The 19,809-nt window shown below is 42.7% G+C and carries 14 protein-coding genes; all 14 read left to right on the top strand.

From position 1 onward, the window contains the following. Nucleotides 1–83 precede the first annotated feature (83 nt). Nucleotides 84–431, top strand: coding sequence for a hypothetical protein (locus O9X84_RS09365; RefSeq protein ID WP_269519461.1), 348 nt, complete (start codon nucleotides 84–86; stop codon nucleotides 429–431). After that, nucleotides 431–6,760 (top strand): tail fiber domain-containing protein, encoded by a 6,330-nt coding sequence (locus O9X84_RS09360; protein ID WP_269519459.1) that lies wholly within the window; start codon nucleotides 431–433, stop codon nucleotides 6,758–6,760. Before O9X84_RS09365 ends, O9X84_RS09360 begins: the two co-directional genes overlap by 1 nt. Then, the gene (locus O9X84_RS09355) at nucleotides 6,747–7,958 is read left to right on the top strand and encodes a hypothetical protein (RefSeq protein ID WP_269519458.1); all 1,212 of its coding nucleotides are present in this window, start codon (nucleotides 6,747–6,749) and stop codon (nucleotides 7,956–7,958) included. Before O9X84_RS09360 ends, O9X84_RS09355 begins: the two co-directional genes overlap by 14 nt. Before the next feature lie 118 nt (nucleotides 7,959–8,076). Then, on the top strand, nucleotides 8,077–8,484 hold the full coding sequence (locus tag O9X84_RS09350) for a hypothetical protein (RefSeq protein ID WP_269519457.1): 408 nt from the start codon (nucleotides 8,077–8,079) through the stop codon (nucleotides 8,482–8,484). A 1-nt stretch (nucleotide 8,485) separates the two neighbouring features. After that, nucleotides 8,486–8,683 carry a hypothetical protein gene (locus O9X84_RS09345; protein WP_269519456.1) on the top strand — a complete coding sequence of 66 codons (198 nt, stop codon included), beginning with the start codon at nucleotides 8,486–8,488 and terminating at the stop codon, nucleotides 8,681–8,683. 226 nt (nucleotides 8,684–8,909) lie between these two features. After that, the gene (locus O9X84_RS09340; RefSeq protein ID WP_269519455.1) at nucleotides 8,910–11,018 is read left to right on the top strand and encodes a portal protein; all 2,109 of its coding nucleotides are present in this window, start codon (nucleotides 8,910–8,912) and stop codon (nucleotides 11,016–11,018) included. 83 nt (nucleotides 11,019–11,101) lie between these two features. Then, complete coding sequence (locus O9X84_RS09335; RefSeq protein ID WP_269519454.1) at nucleotides 11,102–11,449, top strand: hypothetical protein; 348 nt, start codon at nucleotides 11,102–11,104, stop codon at nucleotides 11,447–11,449. A gap of 3 nt (nucleotides 11,450–11,452) precedes the next feature. After that, a complete protein-coding gene (locus O9X84_RS09330) occupies nucleotides 11,453–12,544 on the top strand; it encodes a hypothetical protein (protein WP_269519453.1) in 1,092 nt (363 codons plus the stop codon). Between the two features lie 13 nt (nucleotides 12,545–12,557). After that, on the top strand, nucleotides 12,558–13,733 hold the full coding sequence (locus O9X84_RS09325; RefSeq protein WP_269519452.1) for a N4-gp56 family major capsid protein: 1,176 nt from the start codon (nucleotides 12,558–12,560) through the stop codon (nucleotides 13,731–13,733). A 60-nt stretch (nucleotides 13,734–13,793) separates the two neighbouring features. Further along, entirely contained in the window at nucleotides 13,794–14,309 is a 516-nt protein-coding gene (locus O9X84_RS09320; protein ID WP_269519451.1) for a hypothetical protein, read from the top strand. Between the two features lie 4 nt (nucleotides 14,310–14,313). After that, complete coding sequence (locus tag O9X84_RS09315; protein WP_269519450.1) at nucleotides 14,314–15,477, top strand: hypothetical protein; 1,164 nt, start codon at nucleotides 14,314–14,316, stop codon at nucleotides 15,475–15,477. A gap of 106 nt (nucleotides 15,478–15,583) precedes the next feature. Further along, the gene (locus O9X84_RS09310) at nucleotides 15,584–17,902 is read left to right on the top strand and encodes a hypothetical protein (protein ID WP_269519449.1); all 2,319 of its coding nucleotides are present in this window, start codon (nucleotides 15,584–15,586) and stop codon (nucleotides 17,900–17,902) included. An 8-nt stretch (nucleotides 17,903–17,910) separates the two neighbouring features. Next, nucleotides 17,911–18,429, top strand: a complete 519-nt coding sequence (locus tag O9X84_RS09305; protein ID WP_269519447.1) for a hypothetical protein — start codon at nucleotides 17,911–17,913, stop codon at nucleotides 18,427–18,429. Next, nucleotides 18,429–19,784, top strand: a complete 1,356-nt coding sequence (locus O9X84_RS09300) for a hypothetical protein (RefSeq protein WP_269519446.1) — start codon at nucleotides 18,429–18,431, stop codon at nucleotides 19,782–19,784. Before O9X84_RS09305 ends, O9X84_RS09300 begins: the two co-directional genes overlap by 1 nt. Nucleotides 19,785–19,809: the final 25 nt, after the last annotated feature.

Raw genomic sequence — 19,809 nt, 5'->3', positions numbered from 1 at the left:
ATTGCTCCAGCACCTGAAACTTACCTTAAACACTCCCCCAAAGTAAACACCTTCTTACCCCCAATCTCGCAACGAGGTACAACATGCAACCCCTCTCAAAGCTATACACAAATAGTCATTACCCTCTTACTTTGATTTACAAAGACAAAGACGGTAATCCAATAGACATTACAGGCTACACATCAAAGTTAGTACTGCGTCCGTCACTAAGTTCAAATTCAGTTGTAACCAAGACAGCGACGATTGACGGGCCTAACGGCAAAATCTCTTTTGTCATTGAGCCTACTGACACCGTAGGTATTCTCGGAGAAGACTTCTCATCTAAGTTCCTTATTGGCGCTACGCTCACCAACACAGATGGTCATGTACTAACCCTCCTTCAAACGAGTGTTGAAGTTGTTGAGAATATCGTACCTGCGGGAGATGATTAATGAGTGAGATAGATGTAGAAGACGTTTCTGTTGTCAGTACGCTGGAACCTAAAGACTCACTGACTATCACTGCTGGCAATGAAAACATTGTTGGTGAAAACGAACATGTAATTGAAGTTACACAAAGTGGTCTACTGTCGTTCTTTAATCTTGGCGGCAGCGGTGACGGTTACATGAGTGACAAATCAGCTAACACAACTCGCTTTGGTGGGTTTGTTAGTGAGCGTTCTTTTGTGCGTATCTTCTTATCATGGATCGAAACAAACGTACCGAATCACCATAAGGTGACAAAAGTTTATCGGTCTGACTCTAATGACTTCCAAACTGCCGTTTGCGTGGGCGATAGCCAAGCGCAAACATTCACTGATAATGCTTACCCAGGTGTTACTTATTTCTATTGGCTTGTCGGTGAGACTTACGCAGGTGAGATCACTCCAGAATCAGAAGTAGTAGAGGTACTTCCAACAGAAGAAGGAAGCAACCTTCTCAACATACTGGGCCTTAATGGTCTAATTGACAGCCTCAGTACCCTTGAGAGCCGACTTAATAACTCATACCTTGGCGCTTACCTTAACTTAGAAAAACTCGCAGCAGAGAACCTCTCAGAAGCTCTCACGTTAATCAACGAGTCGGTAGCTACAGTCACAAGTAACATGGTGCAAATAGAGAGTCGTCTCGGTCTTCAAAGTGAAAACGCAATTGCTTTGTTAAACGAGCAACTGACTCTGATGGTTGATGGCAGTAATGCGTTAATTGAAAGAGTTAACACGTTAACGGCTGAAGTCAGTACGGAGAAAGAAACTCGATTAGCTGAGATCAGTCGAATTGAGTTAGCACAAGTTTCTGCTGACGCAGCACTTGCGCAGACAAAAGACGAGTTAACGGCCAGCATTGCAAATGAGAAAAGCTTAAGAGAAGCCAACATTCTTAACGAACGTACTGCTAGGGTTAATGCTCAAGAAGTATTGGCTTCCTCTGTTGATAGCTTGAATGCCAAGATTGTGAATGATGTGGCTGAGATAAACGCAGCTATTGATGTGGAACGCACAAGCCGCGCTACTAACGAGTCTGCAACTGCATCACAAATTACCGATATTAGGACTGGCTTTGATACAGCGGAGAGTACACTTAATTCTCGTATCACTAATGAAATGATAAGCCAAACCTCTGCTACGGAAGCCTTAGCAAGTGAGGTCACAGCGTTAGACACTAAAGTTACTTCTGACATTGCAGCGGTAGAGTCAACAGTACAAGAAGAACTGACTTCGTTTACAACTGAACTGGAATCAGTGGCCGGTAGAACGCTAACACTTGAATCTAGTTTTAATGGTTTAGGTGAAACACTGAGTGCAACAAACGCACTGATAAACGAAGAGTCTACTACCCGGGCAAATGCGTTAGAAGCCATTGCAACAAGAACGACAAATCTAGAGTCGTCTTTTGAGAACCTAGAAGGCGGGTCTGGCGGTATAGCACAAGCTGTTTTCGATGAAGAAGTGACTACTCGTGCTTCTGAAGATGAAGCCCTATCCCAAAAGATAAACACCCTTGAAGCTAAAGTAGATACTGAAGATTCGTCTTTAAGTTCTAAAATTACCAGCGAATCCACAGCACGTGTTGAAGGAGATCAAGCGTCTGCTCAGTTGGTGGAAGAACTAAAAGTTGAGATGGTTTCTGACATCGGTACTTCATTAGCCAGTGCCAAAAATTACACTTTGTCTGTAGTAGGTTACTGCACAATTGACGATGCAATAAGTGAAGATACGACCAAAGAAACATGTGAAGCCAATGGCGGAACATGGGCTCAATTACCTTTATCTGAAGCAATGGATAAAGTCAGTGTTTCAATTACTAAACCTGACGGTACAGTGGTATCAGGTAACGCAGGTACATTCTTTCAAGCATTGACTGATGATGTTGGGAATATAGCTACCCGTGCATTCTTAGGTACTGACTTAGATGGGCGCATTACTGGTATTGTTGCTACAGACGCTTCAGGCGATCAATCGCAAAGTAACTTAGACTTACTTGGCAGCAAGGTAAACATTCTTAACGATGAAACTAACGAGCCGTTTATTAGTTTTGACACCGTTAATAAGCGTGGAGTTATTCGAGGTCAGTTGATACTCGATGATGGTACTAACATCAGCAGTGAATCTGATATTCGTGCCTACGATGGCAATGACGGATCAGATGGAGATACCGTTTACGTTGAATACCAGTACAGCGTTAATGGCTCAAGTGCTTGGCATACCCCGATGGTTGACGGTGATGTTTACCGTAGAGAGCGCACAGTCACAAACGGGACTGGAGGTTCATGGAGTTCCGCATCAAAGATAAAAGGTGAAAAGGGGGCAACTGGGCCACAAGGCCCAAGAGGTAATGACGGTACTCCTGGCCCTGCCGGTGCAGATGGGGAGTCTAATTATTTCCATATCGCTTACGCCAATAACTCAACAGGTACGTCTGGATTCAATCAAAGTTCTGGTAAATATGTCGGCACTTATGTAGACGGTAACCCTTCTGATAGTAGCGACCCTGCAAAATATACGTGGAAACTTTGGGAAGGTGCTCAAGGCCAAGACGGTACAGATGGTATTCCTGGAGTTGATGGCGTAGATGGAAAAACAAGTTACCTGCACATTGCTTACGCTGACAACGCCACTGGTACTAGCAATTTCAATCAAAACTCTGGTAAGTACATTGGTACTTACGTTGACTTTAATCAGACCGATAGCTCAGACCCTAGTAAATATGAGTGGAAAAAGTTTGAAGGTGATAAAGGCACAGATGGGGCTGATGGTTCAGATGGTAATGATGGCAGAGATGGTTCTATAGGCCCAGGCTTTTACACTATTGTAAACAGTTCAGGAAACTTCCCAACGGACTCAACTGCAACAACTAACTTCACTAACACCTTTGGTTTTGCACCAAAAGAAAATGATCATTTAACTTACAAAAATAACGGTAACACTAACAGCACTGTTAAGCGTTTTAACGGTAGTGGTTGGACAGAACCATCACTAGTAGTTAATGGAGACATACTTACCAAAGGCACAGTAACTACTGACTCTTTGGCAGCTAAAGCAGTGTCTGCTGATAAAATTGATGTAGAAGATTTATTTGCTGAAAACATCACAGTTACAGGCAGCGTTAAAGCCATAAGTGGCAATAACCAAGTTGTAATGAGTGGCACTGAAAACTTACTTAATGCAACGGTTGGTGGTAAAACGCTTTTTAACGTTACTTCTACTGGTGATGGTGTAGTTAATGGTCGATGGTTAACTCCAGCGTCTATATTCAAAAATAGTTTGAGCCAAGAAGTTATTGATTTCATTATTGGTCAAGTGGGTAACTTAGCAGCTGCGACTGGAGGTATACGCTCCTACGAGATTAACCCAATAACACAAACTAACTACGTCCTTGGCTCTATCCCTCATGGCACTAAGCCAGTAAGAGTTAGCTTATCTGGTTCAGCAAATGACACAGTATCTGGCCCAAACTATCCAGCGGCTCCGCGTGTAATAGCTAAGATTGTTCGTGACGGTACTGTAATCAAAGAGTATGACTTTCAAGGTACAGTAGAAGACTTCTCAGAACAGGGATTTAACCAGTACGTTCGTACACTTAACTTCAATATTGCTTTCGACGACACAGGTGCGCCTGATGACTCTGAAGTCACTTACTGGGTTAACTTTTCAAGCATGTCATCAAACTTCCCATCTGGAAGTGAAGCGTCATTCAGTGTATCGGAAGATGGTGACGGAGGTGCAAGTTTTAGTTGGGGCAGTGTTACTGGTAAGCCGGAAACAGCAACCCGCTGGCCTACTAAGTCTGAGGTTGGTTTAAGTAATGTTAACAACGTTGGACTAAATTGGCAGTGGGGTACTGGCACTATTTCGCACATTTGGGGATCACAAGGTAGTAGCACAGAAAGTTATGTTTACACTCCTGACGACCTACGTAACGCTATGGACTTATCAGGGTACATGCGTAAGAACACCGATGAGTCAACGACAGGTAACCTGACAATATCCAATGCGCAGCCTACCCTCACTATGAACGACACAACGGGCACTAGCATTGTTTTACGCAATCAAAGCGGTGTTATGTATTTTGATGTTGCTGGGTCAGCCAAGAAGATTTACCACGAAGGACACAAGCCCACTTATAATGAATTAGGTACAATTGGTGATGCTTATTTACCTTTTCAACAAGACCCTAAAAAGTTTATAAAAAATGCCCACACATTTGGTGAGTATAAAAATCACTTAGAGTTATATGCGCCAGAGGGTTCTGCGTCTGGGGAAGTTTCAATATTATTTCATCAAGGTAGTCGTTTTTACTATCAATTACGTGCAAACAAAGATGGGTTGCATGTTACAAGCGGTAACAGCCTTACTCTTAGGGAACTTCATGCTAATTTTAAGGGTACTCTTGACTCGTCAAAAATAACAATAACTGGTGGAGGGACTATAGGAGGTTCTAGTTGGAGCGGTGCTTGGCTCAATATCGGTAGCAGTAGTTCCGGATGGGCAATAGATAATAACGAGATGTACAACACAGCGAATGGAATCATAGGTACATTTTCTGGTTTTCTTAACTTAAACCCTGCTACAGATATAAGACTAAAAGGGAGAGTAAGACTTAATGTATCTTCTAACGATATTTTACAAATACAGAATGACTCAGGTTATGTCCGTATTGGTGCTAACAATGAAGGTTACATGCACTTCTACACGGACAGGGAGCAATATTACTTTGACAGTAGTGTGCAGGTTGATGGGCAAATAAGGGTTTATGGTTCTAGTAACTACATCACCACAGTAGGTTTTTATGGTAACGGTGCTGGACTATCAGAGGTCAACGCAACAAAACTAGATGGTCTTAACTCAACATCGTTCTTACGTTCAGATACGTCAGATACGATGACTGGTAACCTCACTATTGATGCTGGCACGGACACGACTCTGAATGTTAAGTCGAATGATTCTGGACGTTCATTGATAAGAGCATACGGTGACTCACAAGGTACAGGGGCAGTAGAAGTAGGGCAAAGCACCACTTACGGTGGTGGCATGTCTTACAATGGGGATGGAACGCCAGTATGGGCCAATGGGGAAATTGCAGATACTGTTACGTTCTATCGTTTAGATAATGGCACTAGAACTGCCGTATTTAGTTACCGCTACAACAACAGTGAGGTTGTTTTCACTAAGACCCCTACAGTTAATGGCAACTCTATATGGCACAGCGCAAATGATGGTTCAGGGTCTGGACTGGACGCTGATAGAATACATGGTTATTTGCCCTCCGTAAGTGAAGCAAGAGACACAGTAGTAGTGCGTAACGGTTCAAATGATGTTTACGCACGTTTGTTCAGAAGTTCTTACAACAATCAAGGCTCTCTTCCTGACGGTGCTGATGTTTGTTTTAGGAACGACAACGGTAATGACAACTATATGCGTTTTGTTAATCAGACAGGTTTTGTTGATTGGGTTGAACGTACTAACAGGTTTGCGTTGAAGCAGCATTACCATACTCACGAAGATTACATGATACCTATTAACGGTATTGCAGATAAAGTTGATAGTGCGTCTTCTCCACAAGGTAAAGCAGTAATACTATTGTGTCCCTATGCGTCAGGCGGTGACAACAATGTTATAGGTCAGTTGATAACGCAAAGAACTTCCGCAAACCGACACTTAAACGTAGTAAACTTTGGTTTTTCAGCAAACTCTTCAGGTGGTATGGCACCAAACTATTACCTAGATTACACCTCAAGTCAGCAGTACAACATGGATTTTCAGATTGTTTACTGCGTGTACCAAGGTACTACTTGGGCGGCTCTTAGAATTGATGGAGCTAGGTATAGTATCTCAGAAGCGTGGTTCCAAGGGTACAATAAGTATCGCGGAACTAACTCAATGAAAGTATTGCATGAGTCAGAAGTTTCAGGTGTTAATGTACTTTCAGACTACAACGGTAATAAAAAAGTCTTCAATTCTGATGTGTACGTTAGTGGTGAAGTATCAAGTGCTGATACTAGGGCACGTTCTGATATTCGTGTTAAGCGTAACCTTAAGCCTATCGATAACGCGCTGGAGCGTGTAAACGCTCTAAGCGGCTACACATACGACGAAATCAACCTCAATAAACGCATGGCTTCAATCATTGCTCAGGATCTTCGAGAAGTTCTCCCAGAGGGCGTAGGAGAGGATTCTGAAGGTATGCTTAGTGTTAGTCCTATGTCTGTTATTGGTTTGCTAGTCAACGCAGTGAAAGAACTAAGCCAAGAAGTTAAGGAGCTTAAGCATGGCAACCTATAACGTTACTGCCAATGTAGTTGCTGAGTTCAACTTTACCCAAGTAACTTTAGACCCAGATAACTTGGATTTTCTTCAAGCTGGTGACAGAGTTAACTTTAACAGTGCAGGAGGAACAGCCACTTTCAGTGGCTTCAGTTCCTCATTCTGGACTAACTCATCAAACATCTCAGGAAACGGTTACAAGATAGTTAGGTCTGGGCTATCTAGCGGTACGACTGATAGCATCACTGCTAGTTCTGGCAGTGGCTCTGACAATATGGTGTGCAAGACAGGAGTAGTAGACAGCACACCTAATGCTTTTGGTTTAAATAACATGACCAACATAGACCCTAAAGCAAGAGTAGGACAGGGTTTTAGAGTGCTAGGTATTAACAAAGGTGTACCTGCTTCGGTATCAGCAACCAGTACCGGAGACTGTTACTTCTTAGTAAATAACAGCCCAATACGTAGATATAATAACTATGTTGTAAATAGCGGAGATAACATCACTATTGTTGTTGAAGCCCGTCATGACTATGAGCAACTATCTCGCACAGTCACAATGACAGTAGGTACTCGGACAGAAACCTTTAACGTGGTCACTAGGCAGTGGCCGCTTCCCGAACAGGTAATTAATTTAAACATTAGTCCACCAAGTGACCTCTATTTGAAGAAGCACATAGCTAATTTTTTCGGTGGTGGTTTTGATGTTTATTTGACTGACTATTTAAGGGGAGGTGGCTTAGTACCATCAATAGAGCAAAATGCCCACGTACCTAAGACCCCGCCTATAGAGATTAGTGATTTATACGACACATCAAGTGCATTATATTTTATATACAAACCTCCAAATAAAGATATTGGAGCCAATACATTAAATGGAGGTAAATCATTAGAGCTTTCATGGAACATTGTTAGAGATTACAACGTAGGCTATGGTGAACTGGCTCGTTATTTAGAGTACCGTTACACGTTTACTTCCGAGTCTGATCAACTGTTCTCTGGCGGTTCCGCTAGTGACGTTTCAATAGGCAGCCCTACAAATTCACCTGGGACATGGGCACAGAATAACGGATCAGTTAGGTTATATGTCTCTGCACCTCAAAACTCAGAACGTTTCTATCACGGCACAATTACAATGTATTGTCGCAACGCAATTGATACTTCCTTAGTGATTAGTAAAACTGTTGACTGGATGATGTACTTCTACGGGTCTTAAAATTATTAATAAATACGCAGGGCTTTACTCAAGCCCTTCTTCACTTCATAATCTTGGTTCCTTTCTGAGTAACGTCCTGTTACTTACACAGTCTTCCTGACAAACAAGAGTACCCTCCATGCTTGAAAACCTATCTTTCACAGATGCACAAGGCCAAACTTTTACTGACGCAGTTGTAAGAGTGCACAAAGCCAATTTGAATAGACAAGTTAATGATCGTCACACTGACACAGTTAACTTCGACTTAAACAAATTGTCTGAAGAGCCTACTAAAACCAGCGACACATTCAATAACGAAAACATTGACCTTAACGCAAGTTTTGTCTATTGGCCCAGCGAAGCAGCTTACCTAGCCGGCAATCAACCGTACAACCTCACTTTCAAAGTAGATGGTATTTATCAGTCAGAGCTTTACTTGAATAAGCAAGAACTTGGTAAAGACAAATATTCCTCTCTCGACCTTGAAGCAAAGTGCGAACTTTACTTCACAGACGTAATCCTTCCTACACTGACCCCAGGTGAATAAAATGAACGAACAAGCAAAAGCCCTTTCTTACGACATCGCAATGAACCTTCAATCACAACTTAACAGTGCTGCTGAAAGCAACGCTAAAATGATGGAAGTAATTCAAAAAATTGGTGGTCTAGTTGGCGCCCAAGAAGGCACTAAACTCGAAGACCTACCTGAACTAGTTAACACAAAATTGTCAGTTTCTGCTGAATAAACTACAAAATTGCGTCCGTGCGTAGCATAGGACGCATTATCTAAGTACAAAAACAACACTTCCACGATTTAACTAATTCTACGTTTTTCCACCATAAGCAGTTGATTTTTAAATTAATTTCACAAATACGCTTGCCAGTAGATCCCGCATATAGTTAAATCTGCCTCGTTCCTGATTCACATAACTCAGGAATCAACTTAACTAACGAATAAGTTGCCCCCACCAGATGAATACCGCAGAATTACCTCCGCTAGACACACCTACCAAGCTGACTGATTGGGACAATGAGCCTACATTGTCCCAACTCAAACTCGACTTCTCAGATGGTAAAATCGAAACTGATAACCAAGTCATTAAGATAGACCAATGGCTTGATAATTTACACATCACCGGAAGTGCAAAGCTTCCAAAGAAGAAGAACCGTTCCACTGTTCAGCCTAAGCTTATTCGTAAGCAAGCAGAGTGGCGCTATTCATCCCTGTCAGAACCCTTCCTTTCTACAAGTGATTTGTTTAAGGCAGAACCTGTAACATTTGAGGACAGAGAAGCAGCACAACAAAACGAGTTACTTCTTAACTACCAGTTCAACCACGCAGTAGACAAAGTAAATTTCATTGACACATACGTGAGAACTGGCGTTGATGAAGGCACTATCATCGTTCGTACTGGATGGGAATACGAAGAAGAAGAAGTAGAAGTTGAAAAGCCTACTTTCTCAGAACGTATCTCCAATGACCCTCAGTTCTTGGCCCAGCTGCAACAGCTGAGTCAAATGCGCCAAACTAATGAGCAAGAGTTTGAGCAGCTACCTGAAGAACTAAAGCGTTCTGCTTTACGTTCAATGGAAACTCAACAACCTATTCAGGTTTTCCAAACAGGTACGCAGATTGTTACAGAAACTGTCGTTAAGCGTAATCATCCCACCGCAGAAGTCTGCGACTATAATGATGTAGTCGTAGATCCCTCCGCTAAAGGGAACATGAAGAAAGCGAAGTTTGTAGTAACCAAGTTTACTACCTCGTTATCTGAATTAGAATCCGCTGGTTTATATGAAAACCTAGATAGGATTCAACATACAAACAGCACGCCACTTGCCGACCCTGATGACTATTCACCAGACAACGGTAATTTCAATTTCAAAGATGAACCACGTAAGCAATTCATCGCACATGAGTATTGGGGTTACTGGGATATAGACGGTGACGGCAAAGTTGAAGCAATAGTAGCAACATGGGTAGGTAACACACTTATCAGGCTAGAAGAAAGTCCATTCCCTGATGGTGAACTTCCATTTGTTATCATCCCTTATTTACCCCGCAAAAACTCTTTCTACGGTGAGCCAGACGGTGAGCTTATCAAGGACAACCAAGACATCATTGGTGCAACAACCCGCGCTATGATTGACATACTGGCTTCTAATGCCAACGGTCAACGCGGTACTCGTAAAGGTGCATTGGACGTAGTGAACAGGCGTAAGTACGAAGCTGGTCAGTACTTTGAGTTCAATGGTAACCAAGACGCTAGAAACATATTTCACACAGAAACCTTTGCTGAGATTCCGGCATCTGCTCAATTCATGGTTCAACAACAGGGCAATGAAGCAGAGTCACTCACAGGCGTTAAAGCCTTCCAAGGCGGTATATCAGGTAACGCCCTTGGTGATACAGCAACCGGTGTGAGAAATGCTCTTGATGCAGCGTCTAAACGAGAGCTTGGTATTCTTCGTCGTCTGGCTGACGGTATTGTAAAAGTCGCTCGTAAGTTCGTAGCAATGAACGCAGAGTTTCTTTCTGATGAAGAAATCATACGAGTTACTAATGAAAAATTTGTAGCTATTAAGCGTGATGAACTAGCTGGCAAGATTGACCTTAAGTTGTCTATCTCTACAGCAGAAGAAGATAACGCTAAAGCACAAGAGCTTGCATTTATGCTTCAAACAACTGGCCCTAACAGTGACCCAGGCGAAGTAAGAATGATACGCGCTGAGATAGCTCGATTACGTAAGATGCCTGACTTGGCTAAACGTATTGAAGAATATCAGCCACAACCTGACCCTCTACAACAAGAGATACAACGTCTTGAAATAGAGAAGCTTAAAATTGAATTATCTGAGCTACAAAGCAAGGTTGGTAAGAACCAAGCATCAGCCACACTTGATTACGCTAAGGCTGGTACAGAAGAAGCTAAAGCTGATCAAATGGCTCTCGACTTTGTTGAACAAGAAGGCGGCGTTAAACAAGAACGTGAACTTCAAAAGCAAGGTGAACAGGCTAGAGCTAACGCCCAGTTAGAAAAAGTCAAAGCCGCTTTCAACAAAGGTAAACCATCTAATTAAACCCCTCGGTGTCCGATTCTCGGACACCTTATTTACCCCCACCTAAATCTGCTCTCAAAGAGACAGGACAATAAGGATCTAAAATGAACGCTGAACAAGAAATCAAACAAATCGAACTAGGCCAAAAAGAAGCACAAAGACTAGTAGACGAAGCAAAGTCTGCCGAGTCGCTTAAAAAGAATCGCCATTTCAATCGTATTGTTCACGAGAACTACTTTAAGACGGAACCGGCTCGATTAACCATGTTGTTAACTGACCCTGAGTTTCAAGATGAAGCGTCTCAAGCTGACATCCATTCTCGCCTACGTGCTATTGCCCATTTCCGTGACTTTATTAAAACAGTTACTTTTGTTGGTAGCCAAGCTGAAGGTGCGCTTGATGATATGGACAAAGCCCTTGAAGAAATCCGCGCTGAAGAAGACGAGGCGTAATCAATGGATGATCAAGACTTGTTAAATATGTCAGATGAAGCGTTCATGGAAATGGGCGAACCGTCTGACATTACAGAACCAGAACCAGAAAACTTGGAGCCTGCAAGCGACAGCGATGCAGGTGACCAACCAGAACCAGAAGAACAGTTTGAAGAGACTGAACATGAAGCCGAGCCAGAAGAAGAACCAGAGTATCAGGAAGAAGCTGAGGACTCTGATGAAGAAGATGATACTGGCTCAGATGAAAGCGATGAAGCAGAACCAGAAACTGACGATTCAGAAGTAGACTACAAAGCGTTCCATGAGAAGCTTACTGCACCATTCAAGGCCAATGGTCGGGATATGAAAGTTGAGAGCGTAGACGACGCTGTACGGCTTATGCAGATGGGTGCAAACTACAATAAGAAGATGTCTTCATTAAAACCCAACCTGAAACTAATGAAGATGTTGGATAACAATGGTTTACTTGATGAAGCTAAGTTATCGTACTTAATAGATCTGGAGAAGAAAAATCCAGATGCAGTTAAAAAGTTTGTCAAAGAGTCAGGTGTTGACGCTTATGAACTCGATGACAACGAAGAAGTAAATTACAAGCCAAACTCTTATGCAGTTGATGATACAGAGTTAGCGTTGGACGATGTACTTGAAGAAATCAAATCCACACCAACCTACGCGAAAACTCTCAATGTCGTAAACGAAGTATGGGATGAAGCGAGTAAACGCACTATTGCTAGTAACCCCGAAGCACTAGCAGTTCTCAATGAACAGATTGGTAATGGCGTCTATGACAAAGTTACTGCTGAGATTGAGAAAGAAAGAATGCTTGGTCGGTTGTCAGGTCTATCTGACGTCGAAGCATACCGACAAGTAGGGAATCGACTATTCGAACAGGGCAATTTCAATCAAGAAAACCCGCCAACTAAAGAAAGCCCCGATCCTACGCCCAAAACAAGCCCCCGCGCTAAACAAACAGCAAAGCGCAAACGCGCTGCAGCTAGTCCACGTTCAGCCGCTGCTTCAAAGACTCCCTCCTTTAATCCTCTAGCTATGTCTGATGAAGAATTTGAAAAGCAATTCTCGGACAGCTACATCTAATAGGTAATCTCCTATGCCATTTGAAAATGCGAAGCAATATAACGACCCAGTTGGCGGTACTCCCTCTAGTGCTGGTGTGCAACACCGCACGGACTATTACCACAAGAAAGCGTTAGTCGAAGCCGTCAAAGAAGAATACTTTGGCCAGTTAGCAAGCTCTAAAAACATGCCTAAGCACATGGGTAAAACCATGAAGCTTTATCATTACTTGCCATTACTTGATGACCGCAACATTAACGACCAGGGTATCGATGCGTCTGGTGCAGTTATCACAGACGGTAACCTGTACGGTTCGAGTAAAGATGTTGGAACCATCACTTCTAAGATCCCACTACTTTCTGAAACCGGTGGTCGTGTTAACCGTGTTGGCTTCAAGCGTATTCCAATTGAAGGCTCTATTGAAAAGATGGGCTTCTTCGACGAGTACACTCAAGACTCACTGGATTTTGATACTGACTCTGAACTACGTATGCACGTAAACCGCGAAATGGTTGTCGGTGCAGACCAACTTACAGAAGCTGTTCTTCAGTCTGACATTCTAAACTCTGCTGGTACTGTGAAGTACGCTGGCGCTGCGTCAATGAACAGTGAAGTTGGCCCAGACGACTTGGTAACTTACGACGACCTAATCAAACTAGGTATCGACTTAGATAACAACCGTACACCTAAGCAATCTAAAGTGATCACTGGTACTCGTATCATCGACACTAAAGTTGTTAGCGGTGGTCGCCCTATGTACGTACCGTCTGAACTAATCCCTACGCTTATGGCGATGAAGGATTACCACGGCGAGAAAGCGTTTGTAGAAGTTAAGCACTACGCATCATCTGGCCAAACCCTTCGTGGTGAAGTTGGTTCAATCGCTGGTTTCCGTATTATCACTCCACTTGAAATGCAGCGCTACGAAGGCGAAGGCGCAGTAGGTGATAACACTTCTTACGAGACTAACGGTAACGTTGACGTATTCCCAATGCTTGTTGTTGGTGATGAATCTTTCGCAACTATCGGTTTCCAAACTGATGGTAAAACTGTGAAGTTCAAGATCATCCATAAGCCGCCTGGTGAAGAACGCGCAGACCGTCACGACCCGTATGGGGAAACTGGCTTCATGGCCATCAAATGGTTCTACGGCTTCCTTCCACTACGTCCTGAGCGTATCGCACGTTTCATGACTGCTGGTAAAGCGTAATTTCCCAAGCCCCTTGTCAATAAGGGGCTTAACCTTTCCCTCACACATTTGAGTATCAATATGTCCAATTTAGAACAACTTAAGCAACAAGCCGACTCATACGGTATCAAGTACGGTGCACAGATTGGCGAAGCTGGCCTAGAGAAGAAAATCGACGAGTTTCTTAAAGCACAAGCTGCAGGCACTAAACTAGACGCAGAGCCCGAAGCGACTAAAGCTAAACCATCACGTAAAGAACTCCTTGCTGAAGCGTCCAAGCTTATTCGCGTAAACATTCAGTGCATGAATCCAGTTAAGAAAGACTGGGATGGTGAGATCATCACCGCAGGTAATTCGGTTGTTGGTACGTTCCGTAAGTTTGTCCACTTTAGTAGCGAAGACGGTTATCACATTCCGAACATCATCTATAAGCAACTTAAGGCGCGTAAGTTCAACGTTTTCTACAACAAGAAAACGAACAACGGCATTACACAGCGTGCAGCACGTTTAACTAACGAGTTTGTAATTGATGTTCTTGACCCGTTGACGCAAGAAGAACTAGACGAACTTAAAAAGTCACAAGCTGCACGAGGTTAAGTAGATGAGTGTAAACGAACTAACTACATGCAGTGTTGAAGGCTCAGGTGTTTTTGACAAACTGATGCAGTCAGTTCGTGCACACCTTGAAGTTGAATACAGTAAGAATAGATTAAGCGGTGAAGAGTACGCCAAAGTATACACACAGCTAACCACAACTGTACTTCAGCAATCACTGCAATACCTTCTCTCTGAGCCAGCTAGTAAGGCTCAAGTAGAACTTGTTAACGCTCAGAAAAGCCAGACAGAAGTACAGACCCAGTTGATTGAAACTCAACGCAGTAATGTAGTTAAAGAAGGCCAGAACATCACGAAGCAAGGTACGCTTCTTGATAAGCAAGTATTAGCGTCAGACGAAGAGCTGCTGCGAATCAAAGCGCAGACAAACCAAATAGAACAGCAAACAGATAACCTAGCTGCTGATGGTTTGAATATCCCATTGCAGGGTACGTTAATCACTGCACAGAAAAACAATACTGAAGCGCAGACAGTACTACAGCAAAAGAACGCTAGTATTTCTGATCAGCAACTTATCAATCTACAGTCTGAAAATGCTAACTTGGGTACGCAAAATACTATCCTTGGTAAGCAGGTAGATAAGCTAACCAGTGACATCTCTCTCGTCACCAAGCAATCAACAGCTTTGGATTCAGAGATTACGTTTACTGAACGTAGAGTAACTAACCTAGCAGCAGAAGCCCTCAACATACCCAAGCAAGGAGTTATCCTTGATAAGCAAGCAAGTGTACTTGATGAACAAGTTCTCACTGCACAGAAGGGTAGGGACACGGCAGATGCGCAAATTGCAGTTACTAACGCACAGAAGCTTAAGATTGATAGCGATGTTACTGTTAATGAAGCTGGTATTCTTAAAGCCAATAAAGAAGTTGAAGTACTTCAGCAACGTAAGCTCACTGAGCAAGCGCAGATCTTGGACTCAGTTGATGGGACACCAGTGAGCGGCATTCTTGGTAAGCAGCGTGAATTATATGGCCAGCAGATTGAAGGTTATAAACGTGATGCAGAACAGAAACTTCTTAAGAGTTTCTCTGATGTATGGAGTGTATTGAGAACTACGGATAATGGCTATGAGCCAGACCCTTACGGTTTCAGTACTACCAACTTCACATCTATCGTTGAAAAAGCAAAGGCCGGCATTGGTGCGTAGCACCTAGCCGGAGCATATTAAGGAGTAAGGGGGCGTATGCCCTCTTTTTTTATTTATGGCATACCAAATAAGTGCGTCTTCCAGTACTACTAAGCTATACGACCATGTGCCTGACCCAAAACAAGAAGCAATAATAAGTGCTGCATTGGATGGTAAGAGTATTAAGCAAGGGCTTATCGACAAGTCGATTAACGGCATTAACTGGAGAATGTCTAGCTTCTATTACTATGGCCGTGACCATTATGTTTATGGTTTACCTACGGACAAGACAACAAGCCAGATATTATATTCTGAGTTCGTAGAGATTTCTCTTGATCGTTTAGAAGGTAGTGGTAACTACACTATAGAGAGTATTAAAAGCGTTCCTCCTTCGGACGCGTACTACGTTACCAAGTACCTCTATAACATACGTAACTATCATCGGTATTTACTCACCGTTGTACCTCCTGACGACTTTGCCAGTGAAATCAACAGTGCACATGATACGTTCGTTAATGAGAGTAAAGCTGAACTTGTCACTAACACGGAAGCACTCTTAAACGGTGTTCCAGTAGACAGATACAGAGAAACCGCAGTATCAGTCGATGGCGAGCCAGCAACGCTGTGCGAGACATTCACGGTTGCACACACGATTAACTACTCAGACACTTTCAGCGAGAAAACGAAGCATACCTTTGAAGATCATGTTCGTGATAGTCCTGTTGGTGCACCGGTCGAGTACACCCTTAATTACCTGACTACCTCCCGTTCAAAGTACAGGGGAATAGGTAAAGTAAACTACCAAGAAAAAGTAATAAGGTTCACTCGTTATGGTGATGGTTCAGAAAGCCCTAAAACTACTGAGTTATTCCCAAGGGTTGAGTTAACGCACGATACGGGCCCGACTGAAAACACTCGCACATTTGAGCAGAGCGAGAAATTCATACCTGATGAAAAGCCAGACGTGCTTTACTACATCATCGAATACTACATACAGCCAAACAACGGCCCTAAGATACCTAAGTACTTATTTACCCTGGATGACTTTGCATTTGACCCGGGTATTGAACAAGGCGCCCCAATACAGGAAATAGTTAAAACCAGTCCTGAATCTGACTACTATCCTATTGTCCCGTTACGTAAACGTAACAGAAACGTTTTAACAGGTATTTACTCGGACACTTTCCAAGCTGAGAGCACAAGGGAAATACTAACCAAGTTGGATTTGGATGCAGACCATTTAGTTGAAGCTATCGAGACTAATGAGGACATAGATGATATTGACGAAGCTATGTTACTTACCGCGGTAGCTGCTACAACGCAAAAACAGGCTGGCATCAAATACCTAATCCGCTACTTTGAAGAAGTATTAGATCTTATCGTCACGGAAGAAACATCTGGCTTCTCAACAACGCCTGATGAAATCGGTAAACACTTCATTCACATTGAAGAAGGTAACATCGACATTAAGGTTGAGTTTGAAGGCATTAGCCGTAAAACGATAACCGGAAGAATTGGTAAAGTTGGTACAACAGAAAACGTTATAACCATCGATGGTAAAAATGACAAATGGCATTTACGAGAACAAATAAACAAAAATGAGTACGTGGAGATTTATGTAGTTAACCCTAAACATAAGAACTACATTTACTCAGATGGTGTTGTGACCACATCGCTCAAAGACGTTGTAGAAGATGAAGAGAATAAGAACTTCATCATCCCACTAAAGCGTAGTGCTACATTAAAAATGGGTAGCTTTGACTTACAAGAGCTTTACTATGAAACTACTATGCTTGTTTGTCATGCATACGAAAAGCGTAAGCTTGAGTGGTACGAAACAAGTGGTTTTAAATTCTTTATGATCGTGGTTTCTATTGCAGTACTTATATCCACGGGTGTTGAGATTTACTCTGTTTTCGCTGCCGCTACAACAGCTACAGCAGGTCTTATTGCTGTGGCCAAGATTGTACTGTCCAAGTATTTGATAGCACTTGGTTTAGAATACGCAGTTGAGCTTGTTGGTGTAGAAGTGGCATTTATTGTGGCTATTGCTGCTTTTGTTGCAAGTGGTTACGGTGGTCTTAATAACGTTAACTTAGCCAATATGAACGCAGTTCAGCTAATGCAGTTAAGTAGTGCAGTTACCAATGCCATATCTACTAACATTCAAAAGGACATGCTAGAATTTCAATCTAAAGTCACAGCCTTTCAAGAAGAAGCTGAAGACTTAATGGACGAACTGGAATCTAAGAAAGAATTACTTTCTTCAAGTAAAATCATAGACCCTTTCCACTTTGTCGATAACACCCCTTACAATGACTTCAACGAAACACCCTCTAGCTACTACTTCCGCAACATGCAAACTAACGTCGCAGATCTCAGTTACGCATCCATTGAGAATTTTGTAGACATTAATTTGACCCTCCCCAAACCTACGTTCAACTAGGAACATCTATGAGCAACTTCAATTTAAACTTTGGCGCCCAACCACAAAATGACTGGGGACTGGACTTTGCCAAACAGTTAACCGGTAACATTACACCAACAACCCCTGAGTACATGAACACAGACTTCAGTGCTTTGACAGGCGGAGGTTTTAATACCAATGACTTCAATCAGTTTGGTGGTATGCCCGCCAATGTTAATGCAGCTGGCCCTAATCAAAATGGGGGTGGCTTTATGGACTGGGCATTTGGCAATACAAACCAGCAAACTGGGATCAACACCCCGGGCAATTTAATGCCTGCACTGTCTGCTGCTGGGGGTTTAATGTCAGCCTTTAACGGTTTTAGGAACTTTGGCTTACAGAAGGACCAATTCAATTTCCAAAAAGGCGCCTTTAACGACCAGTACAATCAACAAGTTTCTCAGTACAACACAAGCATTCAAGACAGAGCTAATAGCCGAGGTTACTTGTCTGATGCGGAGAAAGAGAGCTATGTGGCTAAGAACAGTTTAGAAGGTAGAGGATAATGGCGAGCCCAATTACATGGAGAAATATCGGTGCGCCCGATTTCTCTTCAGCTAATCAGTTAGGCGTACAGGCTGGCAACCAGATTAACCAAGGTATAACTCAGCTATCTAACGCTGCAAAACAAGTTACCGATAATCGTTTGTCAGTGGAAAACCAAACTAAGGACTTCAATACGAACCAGTTCTTAAATCAAGTACAGGGCTTTAATGACTTAGGTAGTTATGACAAGTTTAACCAGCGTATAAGTACAGAGCTAGGCCAACTAGGTGCTGGGCAGGTTGATGTGTCTCAAGTTCAGAGTGCTCTTCAAGGCAGAGACAATGAGTTACGTACTGATTTAACACAGACTCAAGAGTTTGACGCACGCCAACAACGGTTAGCTGCGGAACCAGAAATCAATAAAGTTAACGCTCTTATAGCTGCCAAAGATTATGAAGGCGCCCGTGCTCTTATCGATTCGAGTCAAACCATTAAAGATAAAGGTACATTACTTAGTTCTATTGAGACTTCTTCAGATGCTGATAGAGAAGAGAAATTTAAAATAGATGAACGTAATCGTACCCTTGACTTAAGAGGTCAAAAAGACACTGCTTTGGGTATTAGAAACGAAGCACTGGAAAGTCTCGATGATCCTACGAAAATTGAAGACTTTGTTCAGGGACGTTTGCGTGAAGCTGGTGTCACCGATTCAGGCATAATTGCAAATACGGTTAACGGTTTGCAGGCTGACTACGAAGCCAGAAACGGACTAACTAAAGACCAACAGTACGAAGTAAGTCGCTTACAAAAGAACTATTCTTCTGCAATAGATAACGCAGCCCGTGACATTGACATCATGAGTTCAGATACGCCTACTTACTCAGATGAATTAGGGCACTTCCTTGATACCAATAATACAGTAGCTAATGCTATGAAGTATGTTGGCGAACAATCAGATAAGGAAGTTGGTGGTTATGAGTTGTGGGATATAGCGACACAATACAATGACTCACGTTGGGGCGGAAATGCTGTAGAAATGGCCGACAAAGCCTTACAAACAGCCGTGGAAAACCTTGAAGCAGATGATGGTATGGCTTCTCTCTTAACTGGGCCTGATGCTGAACGTATCAAAGGTGCAGCAGTTAAGTATGCAATGGACGCTGTTTCTAATAGTGAAGGGGGTGGTTGGACTCCAGAAGCATTTCAAAAGGAAATTGAAAAAGGTATTACCTTATTTAGTACTCGCAATGATACTATCAACGCTCACACCAAAAAGTTAAAAGACCTCATTAAGAAACAAAAGACAATTCAATCTGGCGCTGACGCAAGTGTTAATAGAATGATCGAACGTTTCAAGCAAGAACGAAGAAACTAATACCGTAACACCATTCAAGGGGTAC

The organism is Alteromonas sp. BMJM2 (assembly GCF_027257845.1).
Lineage (GTDB): Bacteria > Pseudomonadota > Gammaproteobacteria > Enterobacterales > Alteromonadaceae > Alteromonas.
This window is presented reverse-complemented; position numbering and strand designations above follow the sequence as displayed.